14 protein-coding genes and 2 pseudogenes are annotated in these 19,525 nt (G+C 56.4%); 5 read left to right on the top strand and 11 right to left on the bottom strand.

Translation table 11 applies throughout. The features are described from left to right. Positions 1 to 78: 78 nt before the first annotated feature. The 5 genes from IVB54_RS30295 to IVB54_RS30275 all read right to left on the bottom strand — a co-directional run bounded on the left by IVB54_RS30295 (position 79) and on the right by IVB54_RS30275 (position 6,546). Entirely contained in the window at positions 79 to 1,419 is a 1,341-nt protein-coding gene (locus IVB54_RS30295) for an oligosaccharide repeat unit polymerase (RefSeq protein ID WP_247766804.1), read from the bottom strand. A 98-nt stretch (positions 1,420 to 1,517) separates the two neighbouring features. Continuing rightward, the gene (locus tag IVB54_RS30290) at positions 1,518 to 2,318 is read right to left on the bottom strand and encodes a glycosyltransferase family 2 protein (protein ID WP_247766803.1); all 801 of its coding nucleotides are present in this window, start codon (positions 2,316 to 2,318) and stop codon (positions 1,518 to 1,520) included. A 52-nt stretch (positions 2,319 to 2,370) separates the two neighbouring features. Beyond that, positions 2,371 to 3,663 (bottom strand): hypothetical protein, encoded by a 1,293-nt coding sequence (locus IVB54_RS30285; RefSeq protein ID WP_247766802.1) that lies wholly within the window; start codon positions 3,661 to 3,663, stop codon positions 2,371 to 2,373. 150 nt (positions 3,664 to 3,813) lie between these two features. Further along, positions 3,814 to 4,995 (bottom strand): glycosyltransferase family 4 protein, encoded by a 1,182-nt coding sequence (locus IVB54_RS30280; RefSeq protein WP_247776589.1) that lies wholly within the window; start codon positions 4,993 to 4,995, stop codon positions 3,814 to 3,816. Positions 4,996 to 5,103: 108 nt separating this feature from the next. Further along, positions 5,104 to 6,546: an undecaprenyl-phosphate glucose phosphotransferase gene (locus IVB54_RS30275; protein ID WP_247766800.1), complete on the bottom strand. Its 1,443-nt coding sequence runs from the start codon at positions 6,544 to 6,546 to the stop codon at positions 5,104 to 5,106. 362 nt (positions 6,547 to 6,908) lie between these two features. Here IVB54_RS30275 and IVB54_RS30270 point away from each other — a divergent pair, with 362 nt between their 5' ends. The 4 genes from IVB54_RS30270 to IVB54_RS30255 all read left to right on the top strand — a co-directional run bounded on the left by IVB54_RS30270 (position 6,909) and on the right by IVB54_RS30255 (position 11,802). Beyond that, positions 6,909 to 7,853, top strand: a complete 945-nt coding sequence (locus IVB54_RS30270) for an ABC transporter substrate-binding protein (protein ID WP_247766799.1) — start codon at positions 6,909 to 6,911, stop codon at positions 7,851 to 7,853. Between the two features lie 746 nt (positions 7,854 to 8,599). Further along, the gene (locus IVB54_RS30265; RefSeq protein WP_247777527.1) at positions 8,600 to 9,574 is read left to right on the top strand and encodes a GDP-L-fucose synthase; all 975 of its coding nucleotides are present in this window, start codon (positions 8,600 to 8,602) and stop codon (positions 9,572 to 9,574) included. A gap of 29 nt (positions 9,575 to 9,603) precedes the next feature. Then, on the top strand, positions 9,604 to 10,800 hold the full coding sequence (locus IVB54_RS30260; protein ID WP_247766798.1) for a glycosyltransferase family 4 protein: 1,197 nt from the start codon (positions 9,604 to 9,606) through the stop codon (positions 10,798 to 10,800). Positions 10,801 to 10,815: 15 nt separating this feature from the next. After that, positions 10,816 to 11,802, top strand: coding sequence for an NAD-dependent epimerase/dehydratase family protein (locus IVB54_RS30255; RefSeq protein ID WP_247294384.1), 987 nt, complete (start codon positions 10,816 to 10,818; stop codon positions 11,800 to 11,802). 74 nt (positions 11,803 to 11,876) lie between these two features. Here IVB54_RS30255 and gmd read toward each other — a convergent pair whose 3' ends face one another. From gmd to IVB54_RS30240, 3 genes are all read right to left on the bottom strand, one after another. Next, entirely contained in the window at positions 11,877 to 12,968 is a 1,092-nt protein-coding gene (gmd, locus tag IVB54_RS30250; RefSeq protein ID WP_247766797.1) for a GDP-mannose 4,6-dehydratase, read from the bottom strand. A gap of 192 nt (positions 12,969 to 13,160) precedes the next feature. Continuing rightward, positions 13,161 to 13,643 (bottom strand): transglutaminase-like cysteine peptidase, encoded by a 483-nt coding sequence (locus tag IVB54_RS30245; protein ID WP_247776588.1) that lies wholly within the window; start codon positions 13,641 to 13,643, stop codon positions 13,161 to 13,163. A 265-nt stretch (positions 13,644 to 13,908) separates the two neighbouring features. Continuing rightward, entirely contained in the window at positions 13,909 to 14,316 is a 408-nt protein-coding gene (locus IVB54_RS30240) for a hypothetical protein (RefSeq protein WP_247776587.1), read from the bottom strand. Between the two features lie 1,169 nt (positions 14,317 to 15,485). Here IVB54_RS30240 and IVB54_RS30235 point away from each other — a divergent pair. Beyond that, a pseudogene (locus IVB54_RS30235) lies at positions 15,486 to 15,857 on the top strand (transposase); the annotation flags it as partial. A gap of 213 nt (positions 15,858 to 16,070) precedes the next feature. Here IVB54_RS30235 and istB (IVB54_RS30230) read toward each other — a convergent pair. From istB (IVB54_RS30230) to istA, 3 genes and pseudogenes are all read right to left on the bottom strand, one after another. Continuing rightward, entirely contained in the window at positions 16,071 to 16,958 is an 888-nt protein-coding gene (istB, locus tag IVB54_RS30230) for an IS21-like element helper ATPase IstB (protein WP_276017385.1), read from the bottom strand. Between the two features lie 163 nt (positions 16,959 to 17,121). Then, positions 17,122 to 17,985, bottom strand: a complete 864-nt coding sequence (istB, locus tag IVB54_RS30225; protein WP_346658833.1) for an IS21-like element helper ATPase IstB — start codon at positions 17,983 to 17,985, stop codon at positions 17,122 to 17,124. Positions 17,986 to 17,993: 8 nt separating this feature from the next. After that, a pseudogene (gene istA, locus IVB54_RS30220) lies at positions 17,994 to 19,484 on the bottom strand (IS21 family transposase); the annotation flags it as partial. Between the last annotated feature and the right edge of the window lie 41 nt (positions 19,485 to 19,525).

Below are 19,525 nucleotides of genomic sequence, written 5' to 3'. Positions count from 1 at the left end.
GACAACTCGGTACCTAAAATCCTGGCCTGCATTTCCAATGCGCCCTCCACAGCTGGTCAAGTCAATCCGCAGGCCGCCTCACGACAAGCCGTGTGTTTCGCCCGACGAATTGGCCTGCGGAAAATATCCAACGTTCTTCCGCAGCGGTCTCTTTGGTGTGAGCTTCGCTGCAAGATAGACGATCGGAAACAGACCAAGATCAATAATCAAAGTTGACAAGGCTCCCTGTGGTCCCACTCGCACATACTCAGCGAGTATAGACGACATAATAACAATCGCCCAAGTCGCAACAATCATATTGCGACCCTGAACTCTTTCGAGAACCCGCTGGAAAAAATGAGCAAAGAATCCCAGTATTGCGGTCGATAGGGCTGTTCCAACAATTCCCGCTGCAATATATCCTTCACCCAGAAAGCCCGCAGGTAGCCCGGATTTGTCATACCGTGTCAGCGCGGTAGCAATCTTCTGCGGCATTAGAATTGGCTTATCCGGCCAGATGTCGCGTGGAACGAGAATTACCAGCGCATCCAAAATATGCGCTCCGAAATCGAACCCGGACCTCGTATAATAGAGAATGCCAACGAGAAAGTGATCTACTGACGGCAACGCCTCAGACAAGGAATTGAGCACGTCGCCCAAAGACAAGGCAACGGAGGCGGTAACGTCTATATTTTGTTGACTCGCCTTTCTCAGCGCAAGCCCAGCGATCGTGACAAGCGCCACTAGAACTCCTGCCGAGCTAACGTGCAGTGCATTTACCTTCGCCTTGCCAATATACTTCATTGCGAGGATAAGCGACCAAAGCGCAATGGCAGCAGTAGCCCGGCCCGATAGCAGCGCAAGCCAACCAAGCGCTATGAAGAGGAGGAGCCATGCGCCTACGACGGCAACATGACTTCCAGACCTGGAGGAGACCAATATGTTGGCGATTACGAGCGTCAACACGATGGGCGACAAATTTATCGCGAGGACGATTGCACTTCCCGAAACGATGCTCCGTTGAGACAGTACCTCCAATGAACTTAGATCGCCCGAGGAATAATTCAGCGACAAGGTGATTTGGGCGACAAGAATTAACAGTGCGAGAGAAAACAGGAGTAGTTGGTTGTGTTTGAATAAATTGGTTGTCGTCCCATCGGGGTGTGGGCGCCGACGCTGCTTCAATGCGAGGATTACAAGAGTGTAGCCAAAAATACTGGCGGCACCAATCGCATCTGCAAACTCTAGGTCGTCGCTCGATATAAGTGCTCCCCCGAGCAAAAATTGATTCATGTCAATATGTAGAACCAAGCTTCTTATCGGCAACCCGATGGTAAGCAATGCAAAAACAAAGACCTGATAACTGATCGCACCAAAACTTCTAATAACGACCGGTCCAAGTATCGCTACGGTCGATAGATTTACCAGCAGCGTCAGCAACTGAGTTCTTCCTTTTCGATTGACTTGTCGGTCCCAGGCGTGAGCGCTTGAAACAAAGCCTTGCTACTATTGCGAACTAGTCGACGTCGTTGGGCGCGTTAGTGCTGAGAGTATCGTCGTTCGGTCCGAATTATCCATTTCGAGAGTTCGAACCACATATACATGACGGAAAAGACCAATCCCTCGCGGCCGTCCCGGAATCCTCCCTTTATCATGTAGTGATAGGCGAACCGGATGAGTGGCCTAAGAATATTATCGGGTATAAGCAAGCTCAAGCGCATTCGAGCGGTAGTCGCTTCATTCACCTGTTTAACTTGGCTTGCTTCAAGTCTTGCGAGCGAGATGTGCTTAACAAGCCATTGGTCAACTCCGTGGCTAGTAATGAAATGCTTGTACGGAATGTCGAGGTGGTAAGTCTTCAGATCCTTTGTCGCGTCGATCATTTCGCCATGCCCGGATTGATTCTGAGAGAATCGCGCGCGCGAAGTTCTCGCGATGCGAGGATGGTATATCGGATAACCGGGTGCATATCGTAGCGGCTTGCCATTCAGGTAAATCGTTTGAGAAACGTAAATTACATCGCTCTCGGAGGGGTAGGCCCGGCTTTTCACGAAATCAAAAACTGCCGCGTCAAACATTTCATCTGCATCGATGAATATCAGCCACTCATACGTAGGGCCGAGCGTGTCGAGTGCGAAATTTCGTTGGTCGGCGAACCCGCTCCATGTTCTTTCTATAACTTTCGCTCCCAGGGATTCGGCAATCTCCTTCGTGCGATCTGTGCTTTCAGAGTCTATTACGTAAACGTCACAGTGCTGCTGATGATGTTGGATGCATTTTCCGATATTGATCTCTTCGTTTCTTGTAAGGATTACGATTGCTGTCGGATGGTCGTTCATTGTGGGCTCGCTCGCAGATCGGCTTTACATCGGCTGTGTCGAATATCCGGAGTCATCGCAGCCCACCTGCTCCTGGCGTCGGTCCAAGCGAGGCAGCTACCAATCGTCGCACAATAGAAAGATTTCCTGCAATGCAGATGCAGGAAAATAACAGACTCGAAGAAATAGACGAAGTTATTAGGGCCGTTTCGATGTCGTTTGATGCAAGCGTCCGCTGCATGAGTAAATGGAGTCCGAAAAGAATTGTCGAGAAGGTCATCGCCAGATTGAGAATCTTCAACGTGCCAACCGAGACGCAAAGCCACTCGCTCACACCGGAGAGAAAAGTTAGGGCAATCGACAGCGAGAGCAGTGTGTACCAGCGTGCGTCAAAGTGTAGATCGTGCGTTTGCGTGTAAAGGTGGACCGCTCCTACTATCACCAAGCCGTAAAGCGCGAAGTTCAAAGCGCTAACTAGAGTGGTCATCCGGAATACTCTCAGCCACTGATCTGGAATGTGATCGCTCGAGATATTGTATATGCTCGATCGCATTGAATCGAATACGATCAATGTCACAATTGAAGCGTTGGCTGCGGCGAACGAATACACTGTGTAGCCGGGGGCTGATGACGCCTGTGGACTAACGATTAGTCGACCAGAGAGATTTTGTATCCAGACGCAAAGAGGCAGGAGCGAGAATTGCAGGGAGAATGCCATCGCTCCAAATGCGAATCTCGAGTCAATCCAGAAATGTCGAGCTCCAGAGAAGAGTTGATATTTGTCTCTAAACACGATGTACCCTATTACGCTAACCAATAGCGACGCTGTCGAGATGGAAAACAAAAATTGGTCAAAGGTGATGGACCTGGTGAAATATCCAACTCCAAATAGACCGCCAGCCGACAAAAGGCGGATCACGCCGGTCATGCCGAGGTAGTAGGAATTGTCTACGGACCTCGCGGTTGTTACGAAATGCTCCGATGCGAGATAGAGAATTATCGAGCAGGCGATGGAAACGCTAAGCAGATTTGCGGCGATGCTCATCGGATTGCAAAGCACGTGGACGATCAAGCTGATCAGAAGGAGTATGATACACTGAAGAGACAGTACGGAGGCTGTAACTGGAATGTATCGGTATTCGCGAGTCTCTTTGCCAGTAAAGATGAGCCGGCCGTGCGCGAATGCGGTGCTGAAGAATAGTACGTATCCGATCAGCATTTGCATGGACGTATACTGGCCAAAACGAACAATATCCGATTGGCCGCCGTAAGCGAGAAGCGCAAGAAGAAAGAGGAGTGATTGCCCTTTTGTGGTGAGGGCGATTACGGCCGATGCGATTGCTCGAACAAGGCGCTGTCTGGTCATCTGTCGACCTTAGGAGAAGCTTCAGAATGTGGACGCCCACGGCGACCAAGGCGTAGCTGGCGCTGGAAAAAGTGCCGCCGGGTAGAAGTGGAGGACTTTCGTCTGCGATTGCTCAATTGCTGTTCGATGATCCGTGGACCACGAATCGCCTCACGTGCGGGGCGTCTTGCCTCGTGTATTTTGCTCAACGAGGCTGAGGAAACGATCGATTTCGCTGCCTGAGGCTTTTCGGTCGAAGCTCATTGCATATTCTCGGCAGCTTGTGGGATCGGCCAAAGGTTTCGCAGATTCACGAAGGGTCGCTAGCGTGTCCACTATTTCATGATCGTTCTCGGGAAGGTAAAATCCGACCCCCCGTTCTTCGAGGTCGCGCCAAGCAAGACGAGAGCTGATTAAGACTGGACGTCCAACAGCCAGAGCTTCCGGCACGACGTTGCCGAAGTTCTCGCGTAGCGTCCCCTCTAGTCCCGAGGGCAGCACAAGGGCGTCTGAGCTGCCAATCAGTTGGAATACTTCGGATCGGCTTCGCTCGCCGAGAAAGGAAAAACGCGGATCGTTGCCAAATTCCCCAATCAATGTACGACCGTATTCATCATCATGCCCCCCAATGACTTGCAGAAGATCGCCATTGCGAGCGAATGATTTCCAGATGGAGCTGAAGCGATGGATGCCTTTGTCTTTGTGCAGGCGGCCCACAAAGGTCAATCGAAGTTCCTTGGTGCGTGTTTCTTGCGCCCCAATGAGGGGAATAGACGAAATGTCCTGATAATTTGGAGTAATGAGAATCGTTTTCTGGAAGATTCTCCTGGCGTTCGTAGCCTCGAACTCCGACGAGCAATTGAGGAAACATGCTCGCTTCAGAAAAGGCAAAATTGCGCCTTTGAACAAAAGCCACTTGAGGTGCTTTGATTTGAGTTCGCGCAAGCGATCTTCAAGTAGACCACCATGAGCGTGGAAAGCGAACGGCCGACGACAAAGGTACGCGCCGATAGCGGCTAAAGTGGTTGGCCATGTCATGATACCGGCGGAGTAGACGAAATCAGCTCGACGAATTTGTCGCAGTATGGCCGGTACTGCGGCCCAGCTGAACGCGCTCTTATCTAAATTGCTCGCACAATAGAGCTCGACATAATCGGCAAAGTGTAGGTCGTCATGGCTTATATGCCCTTTTTCCCGGCACGCATCGCTGGTCACGACGTTCAACTCGGCCTGACCGCGAGAGGCGAGGAGTTCGAAGAAAGTGCGGGCTGTAACAGCAACTCCGCCCCAGCCTCTCGCGGGTAAGAGATGGGTCGCTACCGCGAGAAGTCTGATTTTTTTTTCACGCGACATAGCTTTTTGGCGCCTCAGAGTAATTTGTGCATGCTTATGGGAATTTAGTCTCGACGGTTGCTCAGCACTCCAGTTTGCACCGAGTTCGATGGTGGCCGTCGAAAGGAATCAATAGGCGTTCGGGGCGCGCATTCCCGTCAGCGCGGTTAGAAAGATTACCTTTAGATCCAGAGCAATGCTCCAGTTGTTGATGTACCAAAGATCATACTCCACGCGCTTCTGCATCAGCTCGAGCGTCCTGGTTTCTCCGCGATAACCATTAACCTGCGCCCAGCCGGTGATGCCAGGCTTGACGTGGTGGCGGAAGGCGTAGTTGCCGATGATCTGCTCATATTCGGTGTTGTGGGCGGCCGCGTGCGGGCGCGGGCCGACCAGCGACATCTCGCCCTTGAGCACGTTGAAGAGCTGCGGCAGCTCGTCGATCGAGGTCTTGCGCAGCCATTTGCCGATCGGCGTGACGCGCGGGTCGTTCTTCTCTGCCTGCCGAATCGTCGGGCCGTCCTCCAGCACGCGCATGGTGCGGAACTTGAAGATCTTGAACGCGCGACCGCCGAAGCCGTGGCGGGTCTGGCGGAAGAACACCGGGCCTTTCGAGCTCAGCTTGATCAGGATCGCGGTCACCAGCATCACCGGCGCGAACACGAAAAGCGCAAGACTGGCGCCGACGAGGTCCAGCGCGCGCTTCAGCGCGCGCTCCTTCCAGGACAAGGGCGCGCGGCGCAGCTCGGCGGTGAAGGTGTTGCCGGTGCCTTCAAGCGGATAGCGCAGGAAGCGCGCCGTGTTGGCGTCAGGCACCAGATGCACCGGGAGCGGCAAGATCTTCAGCGCGTCCAGAATGCTGTCGATCGCGTGCTGCCGGCTCCAGTTCATCAGCAGGAAGACGTGCTCGATCCGGTTCTCGCGCGCATACGCGACCATCTCCTCGAAGCGCGGCGCCTGCGAGGACAGCAGCAGCGGCGAGGCGAGGTCCTTGGCCGGGATCTCCATCACACGCATCAGGCGGTAGCCGTGCTGGCCGAGCTCGTCGATCGCGTTGGAGGAGGCCGCAAGGCCGAACTCGGCGATCATGATCGCCCGTCCGTTGGCGAAGGCGCCGGTGCGCAGGGCCCGCGCCGTCCAGCGCGCTGCGGCCGTCCTCCAGGCGAGGAGGAGGGTGAGGCCGACAAGATAGAACGAGATGGCGGCGCCGCGGGAGAGCTCCTCACTGATCTTCATCGTGAAGGCGATCGCCAGCAGCGCGCCGAACAAGCCTGTCCACGTCGCCAGCGTCATCCGGAACGTGCGCGGCAGGTTGGTGAGGGCCTTGAGACGGTAGCCGTGCTGCACGGTCGTCAGAAGGATGAAGTTGATGGCGACAAGAACGCTCGCCCCCGCATAGACGTCGGCCTTGCCGACGACCCCTGCGCTCGCCAGGAGATAACCGACCGCGCAGCCAATCCCGCTGATCACGACCAGCGCCGCATCGACCACCGCTACTAAACCTTCCACAATCACAGGGCGCAGCCAGCTCGGTGCAAAACCTGTAGAAGCCGCAACGGCCGGCTCGACCACACGAATTTCCGTCGCAGAATCAGCCACCGGTACTGGTCGAGTGGAAAGAATCGTCATCCTGCCAAACCCACTGACTCAAAATTCATTATCCGAACACGTCGTGCTATCGGTCAAAATCGCTGCTAGAACAAGGCGAAGGAAAAATTAACCTTACCCCACAAGCTGCATTGTAGTCCATCTCGCCTCGACTGATATGTTAAATTTCACAACCCGTTAGGAAGATCTCGTTGCCTCGAACCCAGTCCCGGCGGCGGACCCGGCCGAGAGGAAAGCGCTACCTCGCCATTGGCCTTGCTGTTGTGGCCTTGGTCGGAACCGTGCTGCTCCTTATTCGCCCCGACGCGGCCCCCCTCCGAGCTCCGATGACTTCCGAGCCCGTCGCGGTCAAGCTCCTCCTCGACGGGCCATATCGCGCGCGGTTTGCCGGCGAACTCGCTGCATCGAAGCAGGGATATTTCTCCTCCCGCATTGAGCTGGCTGCCCAACCCGACCCTGACTTCGTCCAGACGATTGCACACCAACATGCCATCGGGGTGACGAGTGGCCAGAAGTTTCTGCTTTCGAGCTGGCGCGGCGTCCCCGTCACGGCCTTCGCGGCCAGCTTTCTCGATACCTCGGTTGCGATCTTCACGCTCGAAAGCTCGGGATTGCGGCGGCCGGTTGACCTGGTCGGGAAACGGGTCGGGTATCGCAAGGCGAGCGAGGGAGAGGTCGTCTTTGATGCCATGATGGCGCAGCTCGGGCTTCCCCGCAGCCAGATTACCAAGGTCCTGGACCGCGACAGCTTCGATGCTCTCCGGGCGGGAGAGGCGGATGCGATCATTGCCCCGACCGACGAGCAGCCCGATCCCTCCAGTCCGACTTTCGTCAAGCTGAACGTGATCAAGCCGCAGGACTACGGCATCCATGTCCCAGGCCAGGTCTATTTCGCGAGCAATGATCTCATCCATGACCAGCAGTCCGTGATCGCCGATGTCCTTCAGGGCCTCATTCGAGGATGGCAGTTTGCCTACGGGGACTATGCACGGAGCGTGCCCGTTCTCGCTGGCGCCGGCCCGGCCAGGCTGAACTCCGAGCGGCTGAGATTCGAGTTGCAGCAGTTGCGCCCGCTGGTACTGCCGACAGGCGGGCGTATCGGCGACTACGACGAAAGCCGCTGGCGGACGCTTCGGGACATCCTCCTCTTCGCCAACCTAGGCGAGAAAGACGTGCCGCTCGCTCAGACGGTCAACTACCAGTTCCTTCGGGATGTGTACCGCCGTTCACCGGACCTCGCCACCCCAGGCGCCTGGAGTGGGGAGAAATAGAACCAATAAGCCACACCCGTGCGCCATGTCGTTCCGAAAGTCCGTCGGCCGCCCGGCATGAGTTGCATTTCCACCGGTGGCCTTGGTAAAGTTCGGTTCACTATTTGGGCCAATCGCGGAGTGGCTTATGCATCGTGACGTTGGTCGGCTGGGGGCTGACAAGCGACTCGGGGATCAAATCCGCAGGGCAAGGAGCTTTTTGGGATGTTTAAGACGTTGATGCGAGCGGGTCTTTTGGCCGCAACTGTTAGCTTTTCCGCGGCGAGCGGAGCGAGCGCCGCGATGCAGATGCCGGCACCTGCGGCCTTGCTTACGGGTGAGGGCCAGGTGACCCCTATTACCTTCTGGGCGCAGCCTTATCCGTATCGGTATGCGCCGTGGCGCCGTTGCCCGCTGGTGCGGGTCGAGACGCCCTATGGCTGGTATATGGATCGGGTCTGCGCGCCTCTCGGTCCTGTCCTGCGCCGGGCGTACTGAGGTTGAGCTAACAGGCGGCGTCTGCCGTTTTTCGATGATGTCTAAAGGCAGCCGCACAGCTGATGCGGCTGCCTTGCTCGTTTTTGTTTCATTGTGTGCTGACCTTTTGTGCGCGCAGCGCAGGTTCACCATGAATATCTTTGTCAGACCGGGACAGGCTGTCGCATGGTGAAGATTGTGTTACCAGACTGCCCGGGCTGCATCGGCAGCGTGATTGCGTAGTGCGGCGGCCGCCGGATGATCCGGCCAAGCCGCTGGTAGAGGATACGATGGCAGGGGTTTCAACCTACGATCTCACGGGCAAACGTGTCTTCGTCGCGGGTCACCGCGGCATGGTCGCATCAGCCGTCGTCCGCAGGCTTGCGTCAGAGAACTGCACTGTCCTGACGGCCGACCGGCGTGAGCTGGACCTCACAAGGGAAGAGCCAACGCTGAAATGGCTCGAGGCCAATCGTCCAGAGGTGGTGGTTCACGCCGCCGCAAAGGTTGGCGGTATCGCAGCCAACAACAATCTCCCGGTCGATTTTCTCTGCGACAACCTGGCGCTGGAATTGAGCGTGATCCGCGCAAGTCACATGGTTGGCGTGCAGCGCCTACTGTTCCTTGGCTCGTCCTGCATCTATCCCAAACACGCCAAGCAGCCGATCGCCGAAAGCGAATTACTGACTGGGCCGCTTGAGCCGACCAACGAGTGGTACGCTATCGCGAAGATCGCCGGCCTCAAGATGTGCCAAGCCTTTCGTCGGCAATATGGCGATGACTTCATTTCGGTGATGCCGACCAATCTCTATGGCCGTGGCGACAATTATCATCCGGATCATAGTCACGTTCCGGCGGCACTGATCCGGCGCTTCCACGAAGCCAAGCTCGCAAAAGCACCCAGTGTCGCCGTATGGGGCACCGGTACGCCGCTTCGTGAATTTCTCAACGTCGAAGACTTTGCGGACGCGTGCGTTTTTCTTCTGAAGAATTATTCGAGTGACCTGCCGATAAACGTCGGTAGCGGAGACGAGTTGTCGATCGCAGACTTCGCAGCGGCTGTAGCTGATGTTGTCGGCTACGAAGGTAAATTGATTTTCGATGCGTCCAAGCCCGACGGCACGCCGCGCAAGCTCCTCGACAGTTCCCGCGTTCGCGAACTTGGGTGGGCGCCAAAGACCCCCTTGTCGGTTGGGCTGGCTGTTGCTTATGCAGATTTTCTCGAGATGGGTGGACGGAACATGCGTGTTGGCGTCCAAGCTTAGAGCTCTGCCCGTTCAGAAGAGATATGCAAGTGATCAAGAATATCCTCTATCTTTCCCCGTATTTTTGGCCTGAAGAGATCGGATCTGCGCCATATTGCACGGAGCTTGCGATTTGGCTCCAGGAACACGGATTTAAAGTTCGTGTGGTCGCTTTCCGCCCACACTACCCAACAGTTGAAAAGTTCGGCGACTGGCTTGATGGTGGGCGGGACGAGGAGAGTCTGCACGAGATAAAAATATCTCGCATTCCTGTAAGCGAGCGAGGTGCGGGAGGCTTCAAAGAGCGAGTAAAGAACGACTTTCGCTTTCTGCTTGGTGTGCTCAACCGGGCTGTTCGCCGCCAATTTGGAGCCACTGACATAGTGGTCGCTTACGTGCCCAGCATTCTAACGGTGTTCGGAGCGTTAGTAATCAAGCTGCTTTCAGGAGCAAAGATCGTTACGGTTGTGCACGATATTGAGAGCGGTTTGGCTCGTTCTCTCAAGATCGCCACCAGTCCGGTATTGATTTCGCTAATGCAGGTGGTCGAGCGATTCGCGCTCAATCGGTCCGACCAGATCGTTGTCTTGACCGACGGCATGAAAAGTGAACTTCAGAAGCTTGGCTGTAAGAAGCCGATTTCTGTGATTTCAATTTGGGCGACTCCTTCACGGGAGGCGCCGATGCCGCATTCGCCGCCAGTTTTGATGTACTCTGGAAATTTTGGAAAAAAGCAGAACCTCGATCAGCTTTTGCCTTTGATCAAGCGGCTGTCGGTTGAGCGTGGTGACGTGAGAGTGGTCATGCAGGGAGACGGCTCGGAAAAGCAGCGCATTGCTCGGCTGTTTCAGGACGCCGGCATTGCTGATGCGATCTTTTTGCCGCTGGCAAGCAGCGAGAAGTTCACGGAAAGCTTGCAGGCGGCCAGCCTCCATATGGTCCCGCAAGCGCTTGATGTTGCGAATTATGCGTTGCCGTCGAAGCTATTTTCGATCATGGCGGCTGGGCGTCCTTATGTTTGTATCGCAGAGCCAAGTAGTCCCCTGGATGTTTTGACCGAACGTTCCAAGGCAGGGATATGCGTTTCCCCTGGCGATGAAACCGCATTGTTTGAGAGCGTTGTTACTCTCATCGACAGCAGGGAGGAATTGGAAGCAAAGGGGCAAAACGGTCAGTCTTTCGTGGCCGATTGCATGAACAAGCAGGCTATTATGGGTCAATACTTATCGGTGATTGAAAAGGCATGACCTTAGAAGGTTGTTATGAAAATTGACAAACGAATTGCTGTTGTTTTCGGGGGACACGGATTTATTGGGTCGCATCTAGTTCGAGCCCTCATTGAGTCTGGTGACTATTCGAGGGTGGTAAGCGCCGATATCGCGCCTCATCCAAGATTCGAGACGGTTGGGGTCGAGTATGTCCATTGTGACGTCCGATATCCGATTCCTCCTGAGTTCGTTCCTGACGTGACGGATATCTATAATCTCGCGGCCGTCCACGTAACTCCAGGTCACGACGATTGGGAGTACTATTGGACAAATGTTTCTGGTGCCTTGAACGTAACTGATTATGCCCGTCGGGCTGGTGTCAGTGCTTTGCTTTTCACTAGCTCGATATCGATATACGGGCCAAGTGAAGAGGAAGTCTCGGAGTTGTGCCAACCAAATCCCGAGAGCGCATACGGCAAATCGAAGCTCTTGGCTGAGCGGGTACACGAAGTCTGGCAGCGCGAGGGCGTTGATCGGAAGCTTGTTATTGTTCGGCCTGCTGTCGTTTTTGGCTTTCAGGAGCGGGGTAATTTTACGCGATTAGCTAGAACTCTGGAAAGAGGAACATTTTTCTATCCCGGCAGGCGGGATACGAAGAAGGCCTGTGGCTACGTCAAAGACCTCGTTGCGTCGTTTGAATTCGCGCTAAGGAGCGATGAGAAGCTTATTACTTACAATTTTGCGTTTGATGAGCCAGTTACGACTGAAGGAATTTGCGCCGCATTTCGGGATGCGGCGCACTTACCTAAGCCCGTAGGCACGATACCGTTGCAGCTGATCCTTCTTGCGGGACTTCTCTTCGAAGTGCTTTCGAAGATCGGCATCAAAACTTCTGTTAATCGAGCTCGCGTGATGAAGTTGTTTCGGTCGACAAACATAGTGCCGCGAAAACTTCAAGAAACTGGTTTTGTAAGGAGGTTCGATCTTGTGAGCGCTCTCCAAGATTGGCGCTCATCTTCCGCGCTGGGGCGGTTCGAGTAGAATTCTAGGCAAACGGTTCGGCAGGCTCGCAAGCGGCGGTCACAAGGGTGACCGCCGCTTCTTTCTATTATTGCCTATTCATGACGTGGGAAATACCTAAAGCCGTGCTGCTTGATGAGTTCATCTCGCTTTGCAGATTCAAGGTCTTCTTTCATCATCTCGCCCACAAGACTCTCGAAAGAGGTTTGCGGCTGCCAGCCAAGCTTTTCCTTCGCCTTGGACGGATCTCCAAGCAAAGTGGCGACCTCAGTCGGCCGGAAATAACGCGGATCAACCGAGACCACGCATTTTCCGTTTGCAACATTATAGCCCTTCTCGTCGACGCCGGAGCCTTCCCATCGGATCTTCATGCCGACTTCGCTCGCCGCGACGTTGACGAAGTCTCGCACCGAATGTTGAACGCCCGTTGCGATGACGAAATCTTCCGGCTTTTCCTGCTGCAGCATCAGCCACTGCATCTCAACATAGTCGCGCGCGTGTCCCCAATCGCGCAACGCATCGAGATTGCCGAGATAAAGCCGTTCCTGCAGACCCAAATGAATCCGTGCCAAGGCGCGCGTGATCTTTCGGGTCACGAAGGTCTCGCCGCGGACAGGAGATTCGTGGTTAAACAGAATGCCGTTGCAGGCGTACATGCCGTAGGCTTCACGGTAATTGACCGTGATCCAATAGGCGTAGAGCTTGGCAACCGCATACGGGGAGCGCGGATAAAAAGGCGTGGTCTCCTTTTGGGGGATCTCCTGAACCAAACCGTAGAGTTCAGACGTTGAGGCCTGGTAGAAGCGCGCCTTCCTCTCCAAGCCTGTAATGCGCATCGCTTCAAGGATGCGCAACGTGCCAAGGCCGTCGGAATTCGCCGTGTACTCGGGTTCCTCGAAGGAAACCGCAACATGGCTCTGCGCCGCGAGATTGTAGATCTCGTCTGGCTGCACTTGGCCGACGATGCGGATCAAGCTCGAGGAATCCGTGAGATCGCCATAGTGAAGCCGGAAGGGCGGATTGGGCTCGTGTGGATCGAGATACAGATGGTCAATGCGGTCGGTATTGAAAAGGGAGGTTCGACGCTTGATGCCGTGGACCTCGTACCCCTTCTGCAAAAGAAGTTCAGCCAAATAGGCGCCGTCCTGGCCGGTGACGCCCGTAATCAGTGCTCGTTTCTTTGTCATATCAATCCCAAAATGAAGATTTGTGCTTACACGAAATTGACTTCATTAGGGAGAGTGAAACCGAGCAAAAATCAAGCCTAGATTAACGGCCTACTCGGTCCCATCGGGATGCTCCGGAATCTGCGTTATGGTTACTCTGCGCCTGCTTGCCAACGTGAAGGATACTCGCGAGGCATGTGCTTCGAATTCCTGCTAGAAAGCGCCAACTTCGCGCGTCCAATGCTGGGGATCAGTTCCCGGTTCAGACCGCACGAGGATGTATCGGTCCAGGGCATCCACGAGGGGCGTGATTACCGGACTTAGATTGTCGAGTACAAGGACCGCTCTTCCCTCGCGCACAAGAAGTACAAGGTGGTGCTCTCCGGTTGCCCGAATGATGACCTCTGCGAGAAGAAGAACCGAGCTGGGCCAACCCGATCGAAGCAATAGATGGCGCTTGGTAACGGCATAGTCGCCGCAATTGCCCTCGGAAGGAAATATCTGCCATTCCGCGTCACGTCGGCTTGCGAGCAGATCCTTTGGCGCTATGCCGAAATTCACCGTCGAATTGATCTCAGCGAGTTCTCGCCAACGCTGAATTGAGGAGCGGAAGTCTCTGATTCTGCGATCGTCGTGGCGTTGGCAGTCCTCCGGATACTGGACGCAGAATTGTGAGAATGACAGCGGCGGAGCCACTGCTTGAGATTCGTAGCTTGAATAAGCTGGCTAGCTGCAAACACAATACGTGGCCAGCATGCGGAGAGCATGTCTGATCATTGAAATTCGCCTGATCATTCCTGATTGCTTGGGCGAACTATATTGGGTTGCAGTGGAGGTGCTATGACAATTGTGAGGCAACTCATGCTCAATTGTGGAGCAGTGCGCTGGGCAATCTGGACCATAAGATCGTTGCCGGATGAAGCTAACGTCGAGGCAAGGTCTCGTCAGGAAGACCTTTTCGCTAGAGCTTGACGCCGCTTGGCCAACCTTTGCGCTCCGCAGGATTGGCAAGATCAGCCATTTTTGAGCGCCGAAAGTTGTTAATCTCTTTCAGCATCATTAGGCGTCGAAGCTGTGCTCCGTTCAGGGGCGATTCAAACAGCACGAGGATATCGCGCGCTTGAACATAGACTCCCATGCTGATCTCATGCTGATCGAAGCCGTACGATCGCAGGCGGGCCTCGATATCGAGCGCAGCAGAAGGATCTAGCTGCCAGTCCCGTGCGTTATCGATCGTGTAGATTTCAGCTACATCCTGAAAGTCCAGCGCAATGCCGGCGACATCAATACGCCGCAGCGTCATCTCGATTGCTTTTTGACGGCAAGTATTCAGAAGTCTATGCCGCACCACGCGATAGCCGTAACGCACTGCGCGACTCTGAGAGCGTTTAAGTAGCAGATATCACATCGGGAGGACGTTTATGAAACGCCACCGGTTCAAACAGATAGGACGCTAGGCCAACGACTCCTCGAGGAAGCTAGGGGCAAGGGAAAAGGCAGGGCACCTGCCTCCGGGCGCGGAACGTGAAGACCTTTTGACGAAGGCCCACGTGCGATATCGCCGCCCATATTGATGAATGGCTTTCCTTTCCCGGATTGCAGGCGCGGAAGTAAGGCGTATGCTTCTAACTGATTTGCAAACTGAGGGAGGTGCACTTGGCAGCCGACCTGGTTTTTAAAGTTGCCATAATAGGGCTAGGTGTATTTTCGACGGTTCTAGTCTCTATGTTGTACTTCAATCTGTAAAGGCAGAGGCTGCGCCTCGGTGCGCGATCTCGTTGGTTCAGCCCGCAAGCGACGTCTGCTGGTAGTCCATGGCGTCTGTTAATGCGGTGCAGCTATATGTCTGTTCATAGGGCAGCCCGGCAGTTCGCAACCGAGCGCCCGACCGACACTTTTGGCCGCAGCGGACTCCGAAGGGGAAACAACCAATTAAATAATTTAATTGCGTTAAAATTTAATGTGTTTATAATATAATCCATGATAGGCGCTTTGATCATAGGGACGCTACTGGCCGGATCGCTGGCCCTCGTCAGCTTGCTGGTCATTTATCCGTCGCTTACCTGGTGGGTCGACGAATAGAACTGCGAGATCGGGCCTAGGTTGACGGGAGTGGCGGTCACGCAATGGTTGGTAAACGGCACGCTAAGTTCACCTTGGAGCCACGATCCCGCCGCAACGCACCTGCATCCTCCGCAAGGGCGTCTCAGGAGACTTCATGGAAGAGATCGCAATCACGTTCGTCGCCGTCGCCTTTCTCGCCCTTGCCGGCCTCGTGGTCGTGGTCAAACCATCGCTGAGCTTTTGGCAGAACGACGAAAGCTAACGATTTTCTGTCCTGCGACCAAAGCCCGCGTATTGTTGCGGGCTTTTTGCTGCCCTGAAGGAGTGAACGTCATCGGTTCTTGCGAGGTGCGGCTTGAGCAGGGAGCTCTTTGGCATTCCCGCTTCTGATGCTGTGGACGGCTCCTCCACGGGCACGAGAGTGCCAAAAGACTGGGCGCCGTTTAAGGCTCCCACGATTCGGAGGAGCAAACTATGCAGTCAGATTCAACGATTGGTCTGGATATCGCGAAGTCGGTCTTTCAAGTGCATGGGGTCGATGCAGCCGGCCAAGTGATCATACGCGGTCAGCTCAAGCGCCGCTTCGTGCTGTCCTTCTTTGAGAAGTTGCCGCCGTGTCTAGTTGGGATCGAGGCTTGCGCTTCATCGCACCATTGGTCCCGCGAGCTGCAGGCGTTGGGACATACGGTGCGTCTGATGCCTCCGGCCTATGTGAAGCCCTACGTCAAGCGGCAGAAGAACGACAGCACCGACGCGGAGGCTATTTGCGAGGCGGTCACAAGGCCCAACATGCGGTTCGTGCCGACCAAGACGAACGAGCAACAGAGCTGTCTGATGCTTCATCGCGTACCATCAGCGCATCCAAGTGATCTTGTTCCATCGATCTGAAGACGCGCTGGTACTCTGCCTCGTTAAAGCCCTTGCCCAGCAGAGCAGCCCTCAACGAAATACCTGCTCTTTTTGGCGCTTCTCGCGCTGCCGCGCCCTCTTGGGTCTTGCCAGTACGATCGCGAGTGCGGGCCCGGGTGTCAAACGCCATCCGGAACTGCCCCCTTTGCGTCATGTAGAACTGCCCCCACCATCGGGATTATGATCTCGGTGAAGGTTGTTTCCGCCGGTGACGGGCCGGAGGGAGGCGGAGCCGACCGGAGGGTCGTCACCGGCGGTCGGCGTTTTGATGAGGCCGCTCCTGCGCTTGGCGCGGAGCCGGTAGCTGTCGCCGCGGATCGTCAGCACATGGCTGTGGTGCAGGAGCCGGTCGAGGATCGCGGTGGCGACCACGGGATCGGCGAACACTGTGCCCCATTCGGCAACGCTGCGGTTGGACGTGATCAGCATGGCGCCGGTTTCGTAGCGCCGGCTGACCAGTTGGAAGAACAGATGCGCCGCGTCAGGTTCAAGTGGCAAGTAGCCGAGCTCGTCGACGATGAGCAGCTTTGGCTTCGACAGCGCGAGCAGTTTCTCGTCCAGGCGTCGCTCGCCGTGGGCCTTGGCAAGACCTGCGACCAGCGTCGTCGCCGTGGTGAACTGCACCGTGTACCCGGCCAGGATAGCCTCTCGCCCCAGCGCGATCGACAAGTGCGTCTTGCCGACGCCGGGCGGCCCGAGCAGCAGCACATTCTCGCCGTTGGCGATCCAACGTGACGCGGCAAGATCGCGGATCTGCTTTGGATCAATTGAGGGCTGCGCCTCGAAGTCGAAGCCAGCAAGCTCCTTCACGGCCGGGAAGTGTGCGAGCTTCAGCGCCATCTCGATGCGGCGATGGTCCTTGCGTGCGATCTCGCGCTCGCACAGCAAGATCAGCGTCTCACGCGCCGACAGGTTCGCGCGCGCCGCCTCGTCGAGCAAACTATCAAGCTGATCGCGGATGCCGGAGAGCTGCAATCGCGCCAGCATGGCATCTAGCGGATCGGTCGTCGCTTCCATTACCTTTTTTGCCCGCGTCATCAGAAGCGTCCTCCGACCACGGCTTCGTATTCGGCAAGAGGACGTAACAACGACGGCGGTGAGGACGGCGCCAGCACCGCCGCGATCTCCGCCCGGCGGACCGCGCCCTGCGACCAGCAACACCATCGAGATGGGCGGAGTCGACGATCCGCAGCCGGCGCTGTCAATCGGCGTTCAAATTTGACCCCGTATCGGCGTCCAATTTTGACCCCTTCGAGCGGCGGGTTTTGGCGGTAGCGCTCGCACCGTCGGAGCTGGTCGGGGTTGCGGAGACGGTGCGAGCGCGGGTTGCGTGATCGTCGTCGCGGCTTTTGAAGCGCCAGCTGTCGTTGCCGGTCTCGACGATGTCGCAATGGTGGGTCAGGCGATCTAGAAGCGCGGTGGTCATTTTGGCGTCGCCGAAGACGCTGGGCCATTCACCGAACGCGAGATTGGTGGTGACGACGATGGACGTGCGCTCGTAGAGCCGGCTGACGAGGTGGAACAGGAGCTGGCCGCCGGATTGGGCGAACGGTAGATAACCGAGTTCGTCGAGGACGATGAAGTCCATCCGGGTCAAATGCTCGGCAATCCGACCTTGCCGTCCATTGCGGGTCTCGATCTCCAGACGGTTGACGAGGTCGACCACGTTGTAGAAGCGGCCGCGGGCACCGGATCGGATGCAGCTTCTGGCGATTGCGATGGCCATATGTGTTTTGCCGGTGCCGGTACCGCCGATCAGCACGGCGTTACGTTGCTGGGCGATGAAGCCGCCGCCGGCGAGATCATTGACCAGCGTCTGGTTGATGGGTGTGCCTTCGAACTGGAAGTCCTCGAGATCCTTGGCCAGCGGCAGCTTGGCGATGGTGAGCTGGTACTTAATCGAGCGGGCCTGCTTCTCGTTGATCTCGGCGTTGAGCAGGTCGCCGACAATGCGCTGGGGTTCGTGCTGGCGTTTGACAGCGGTCGCCATGATCTCGTCGAAGGCAGCCTTCATGCCGTAGAGTTTGAGCTCGCCCATGAGGTCGAAGAGTTGAGTACGTTCCATCAGATGGTTCTCCTGAGGTTGTCGTAACGGGCACAGTCGGCGATCGGGGCGTGGCGCAATGTCAGTGCGGCCGGGGTGAGAATGTTGGCTGGCGGCGCAGGATCACGCTGGCGGGCCAGGATGTTGAGCACGACATCGGCGGAATGAACGCCGTGAGCGATCGCCTCGGCGCAGGCTGCTTCGACGGCCGGCAAGCCGTCGGTCAGAACCGCGTTGAGGATATCGACCATCTGCCGGTTGCCATCGTCGGCACTGGTAAGCTTACGCCGCACACGTTCGATCGCAGCCGGAAGCACCCAGTCCTTGAAGGGAGCGCCGTTGCGCAAGGCACCGGGTTTGCGAGCCAGTACCGGCACGTAATGCCAGGGATCATAGGTCGTCTCGCCGCGGCCGAACGAGCGAGCATGCTCGGCAACGATGCGTCCGTCCTGACGGATCACAATGCGGTCGGCGTAGGCGTGAACCTCGACAGGCCGCCCGACAGCGTTGGCCGTGACCGAGTATTTATTGTTGTCGAACCGCACCAGACAGGTCGTCGAGACCGATGCCGGCACCGCGTGGAATCCGTCGAACCGGCCGGCATAGGGAACGAGCTTCGGCCGCTCGGCTTCGAACACCTCCCAGACCGTCTGTTCGGCCAGTTCTGGATGCCGGTGCGCCTTGGCGTAGGCGATGCACTTGTCCAGCAGCCACGCGTTCAACTCGTCGAGGGTTTTGAACCGCAGCCGCGGCGTGAAGAAGCGCTCCCGGACAAGCCCAACCTGGTTCTCGACCTGGCCCTTCTCCCAACCCGACGCTGGCGTGCAGGCAACCGGATCGACCAGGTAGTGGCTGCACATCTGCATGAAGCGGCGATTGTAGAGACGCCCTTTGCCGACGAAGATCGTCTCCACCGCCGTCTTCATGTTGTCGTAGATGCCGCGCACGCAGGTGCCCTTGAACAGGGCGAACGCCCGGTCGTGGGCGTCGAACACCATCTCCTGTGTCTCGCGCGGATAGCAACGCACGAACAGCATCCGGCTGTGGCAGAGCCGGACATGGGCGGCCTTCACCATCACCGTCACGCCATTGAGCAGGACGACCTCGTGGCTCCAGTCAAACTGGTAAGCTTCTCCGGGCGCAAAGCTAAGCGGGACGTAGGCAGCGGCCGTGGATTGTCCGCGCTCCTTGCTCCATCGCCTGGCGTAGCGCCGCACGGCGTCGTAACCGCCGTCATAGCCGCGCTCACGCAGCTCCTCGAACATCCGGATCAATGTCAGTTGCTCGCGAGCGGACTTGCCCGCGTTCCCTGACAACAACCCGTCGAGTTCTGCTGCCCATCGTCCCAGCTTCGGCCGCGGCTGGACAACACGCTCGTACTCGAATGAGGTCTCTCCCGATCTCAGCACCTTCCGGACTGTGTTCCGCGACACCTTCAGGTCACGGGCGATCTCCTTGATCGTCTTGCCCTTGATGAAGTGCTCGCGCCGTATCCGGGCGATTGTCTCCACGATCAGCATCCCCGACCACCTGCTTCATGACGAAGCAGGCAGCGCAACAG

Source organism: Bradyrhizobium sp. CW1 (assembly GCF_023100665.1).
In the GTDB taxonomy this organism is placed as follows: domain Bacteria; phylum Pseudomonadota; class Alphaproteobacteria; order Rhizobiales; family Xanthobacteraceae; genus Bradyrhizobium; species Bradyrhizobium canariense_D.
Note: the sequence above shows the minus strand (reverse complement) of the source record. Positions and strands in the feature narration are given on the sequence as shown.

Excerpts from the sequence above, each read along its gene's own strand:
- istB (WP_276017385.1), bottom strand. The coding sequence starts at position 16,958 with ATGACGCGGGCAAAAAAGGTAATGGAAGCGACGACCGATCCGCTAGAT.
- IVB54_RS30265 (WP_247777527.1), top strand. The coding sequence starts at position 8,600 with ATGGCAGGGGTTTCAACCTACGATCTCACGGGCAAACGTGTCTTCGTC.
- IVB54_RS30280 (WP_247776589.1), bottom strand. The coding sequence starts at position 4,995 with ATGTCGCGTGAAAAAAAAATCAGACTTCTCGCGGTAGCGACCCATCTC.
- IVB54_RS30255 (WP_247294384.1), top strand. The coding sequence starts at position 10,816 with ATGAAAATTGACAAACGAATTGCTGTTGTTTTCGGGGGACACGGATTT.
- istB (WP_346658833.1), bottom strand. The coding sequence starts at position 17,985 with ATGGAACGTACTCAACTCTTCGACCTCATGGGCGAGCTCAAACTCTAC.
- IVB54_RS30290 (WP_247766803.1), bottom strand. The coding sequence starts at position 2,318 with ATGAACGACCATCCGACAGCAATCGTAATCCTTACAAGAAACGAAGAG.
- gmd (WP_247766797.1), bottom strand. The coding sequence starts at position 12,968 with ATGACAAAGAAACGAGCACTGATTACGGGCGTCACCGGCCAGGACGGC.
- IVB54_RS30270 (WP_247766799.1), top strand. The coding sequence starts at position 6,909 with ATGACTTCCGAGCCCGTCGCGGTCAAGCTCCTCCTCGACGGGCCATAT.
- IVB54_RS30285 (WP_247766802.1), bottom strand. The coding sequence starts at position 3,663 with ATGACCAGACAGCGCCTTGTTCGAGCAATCGCATCGGCCGTAATCGCC.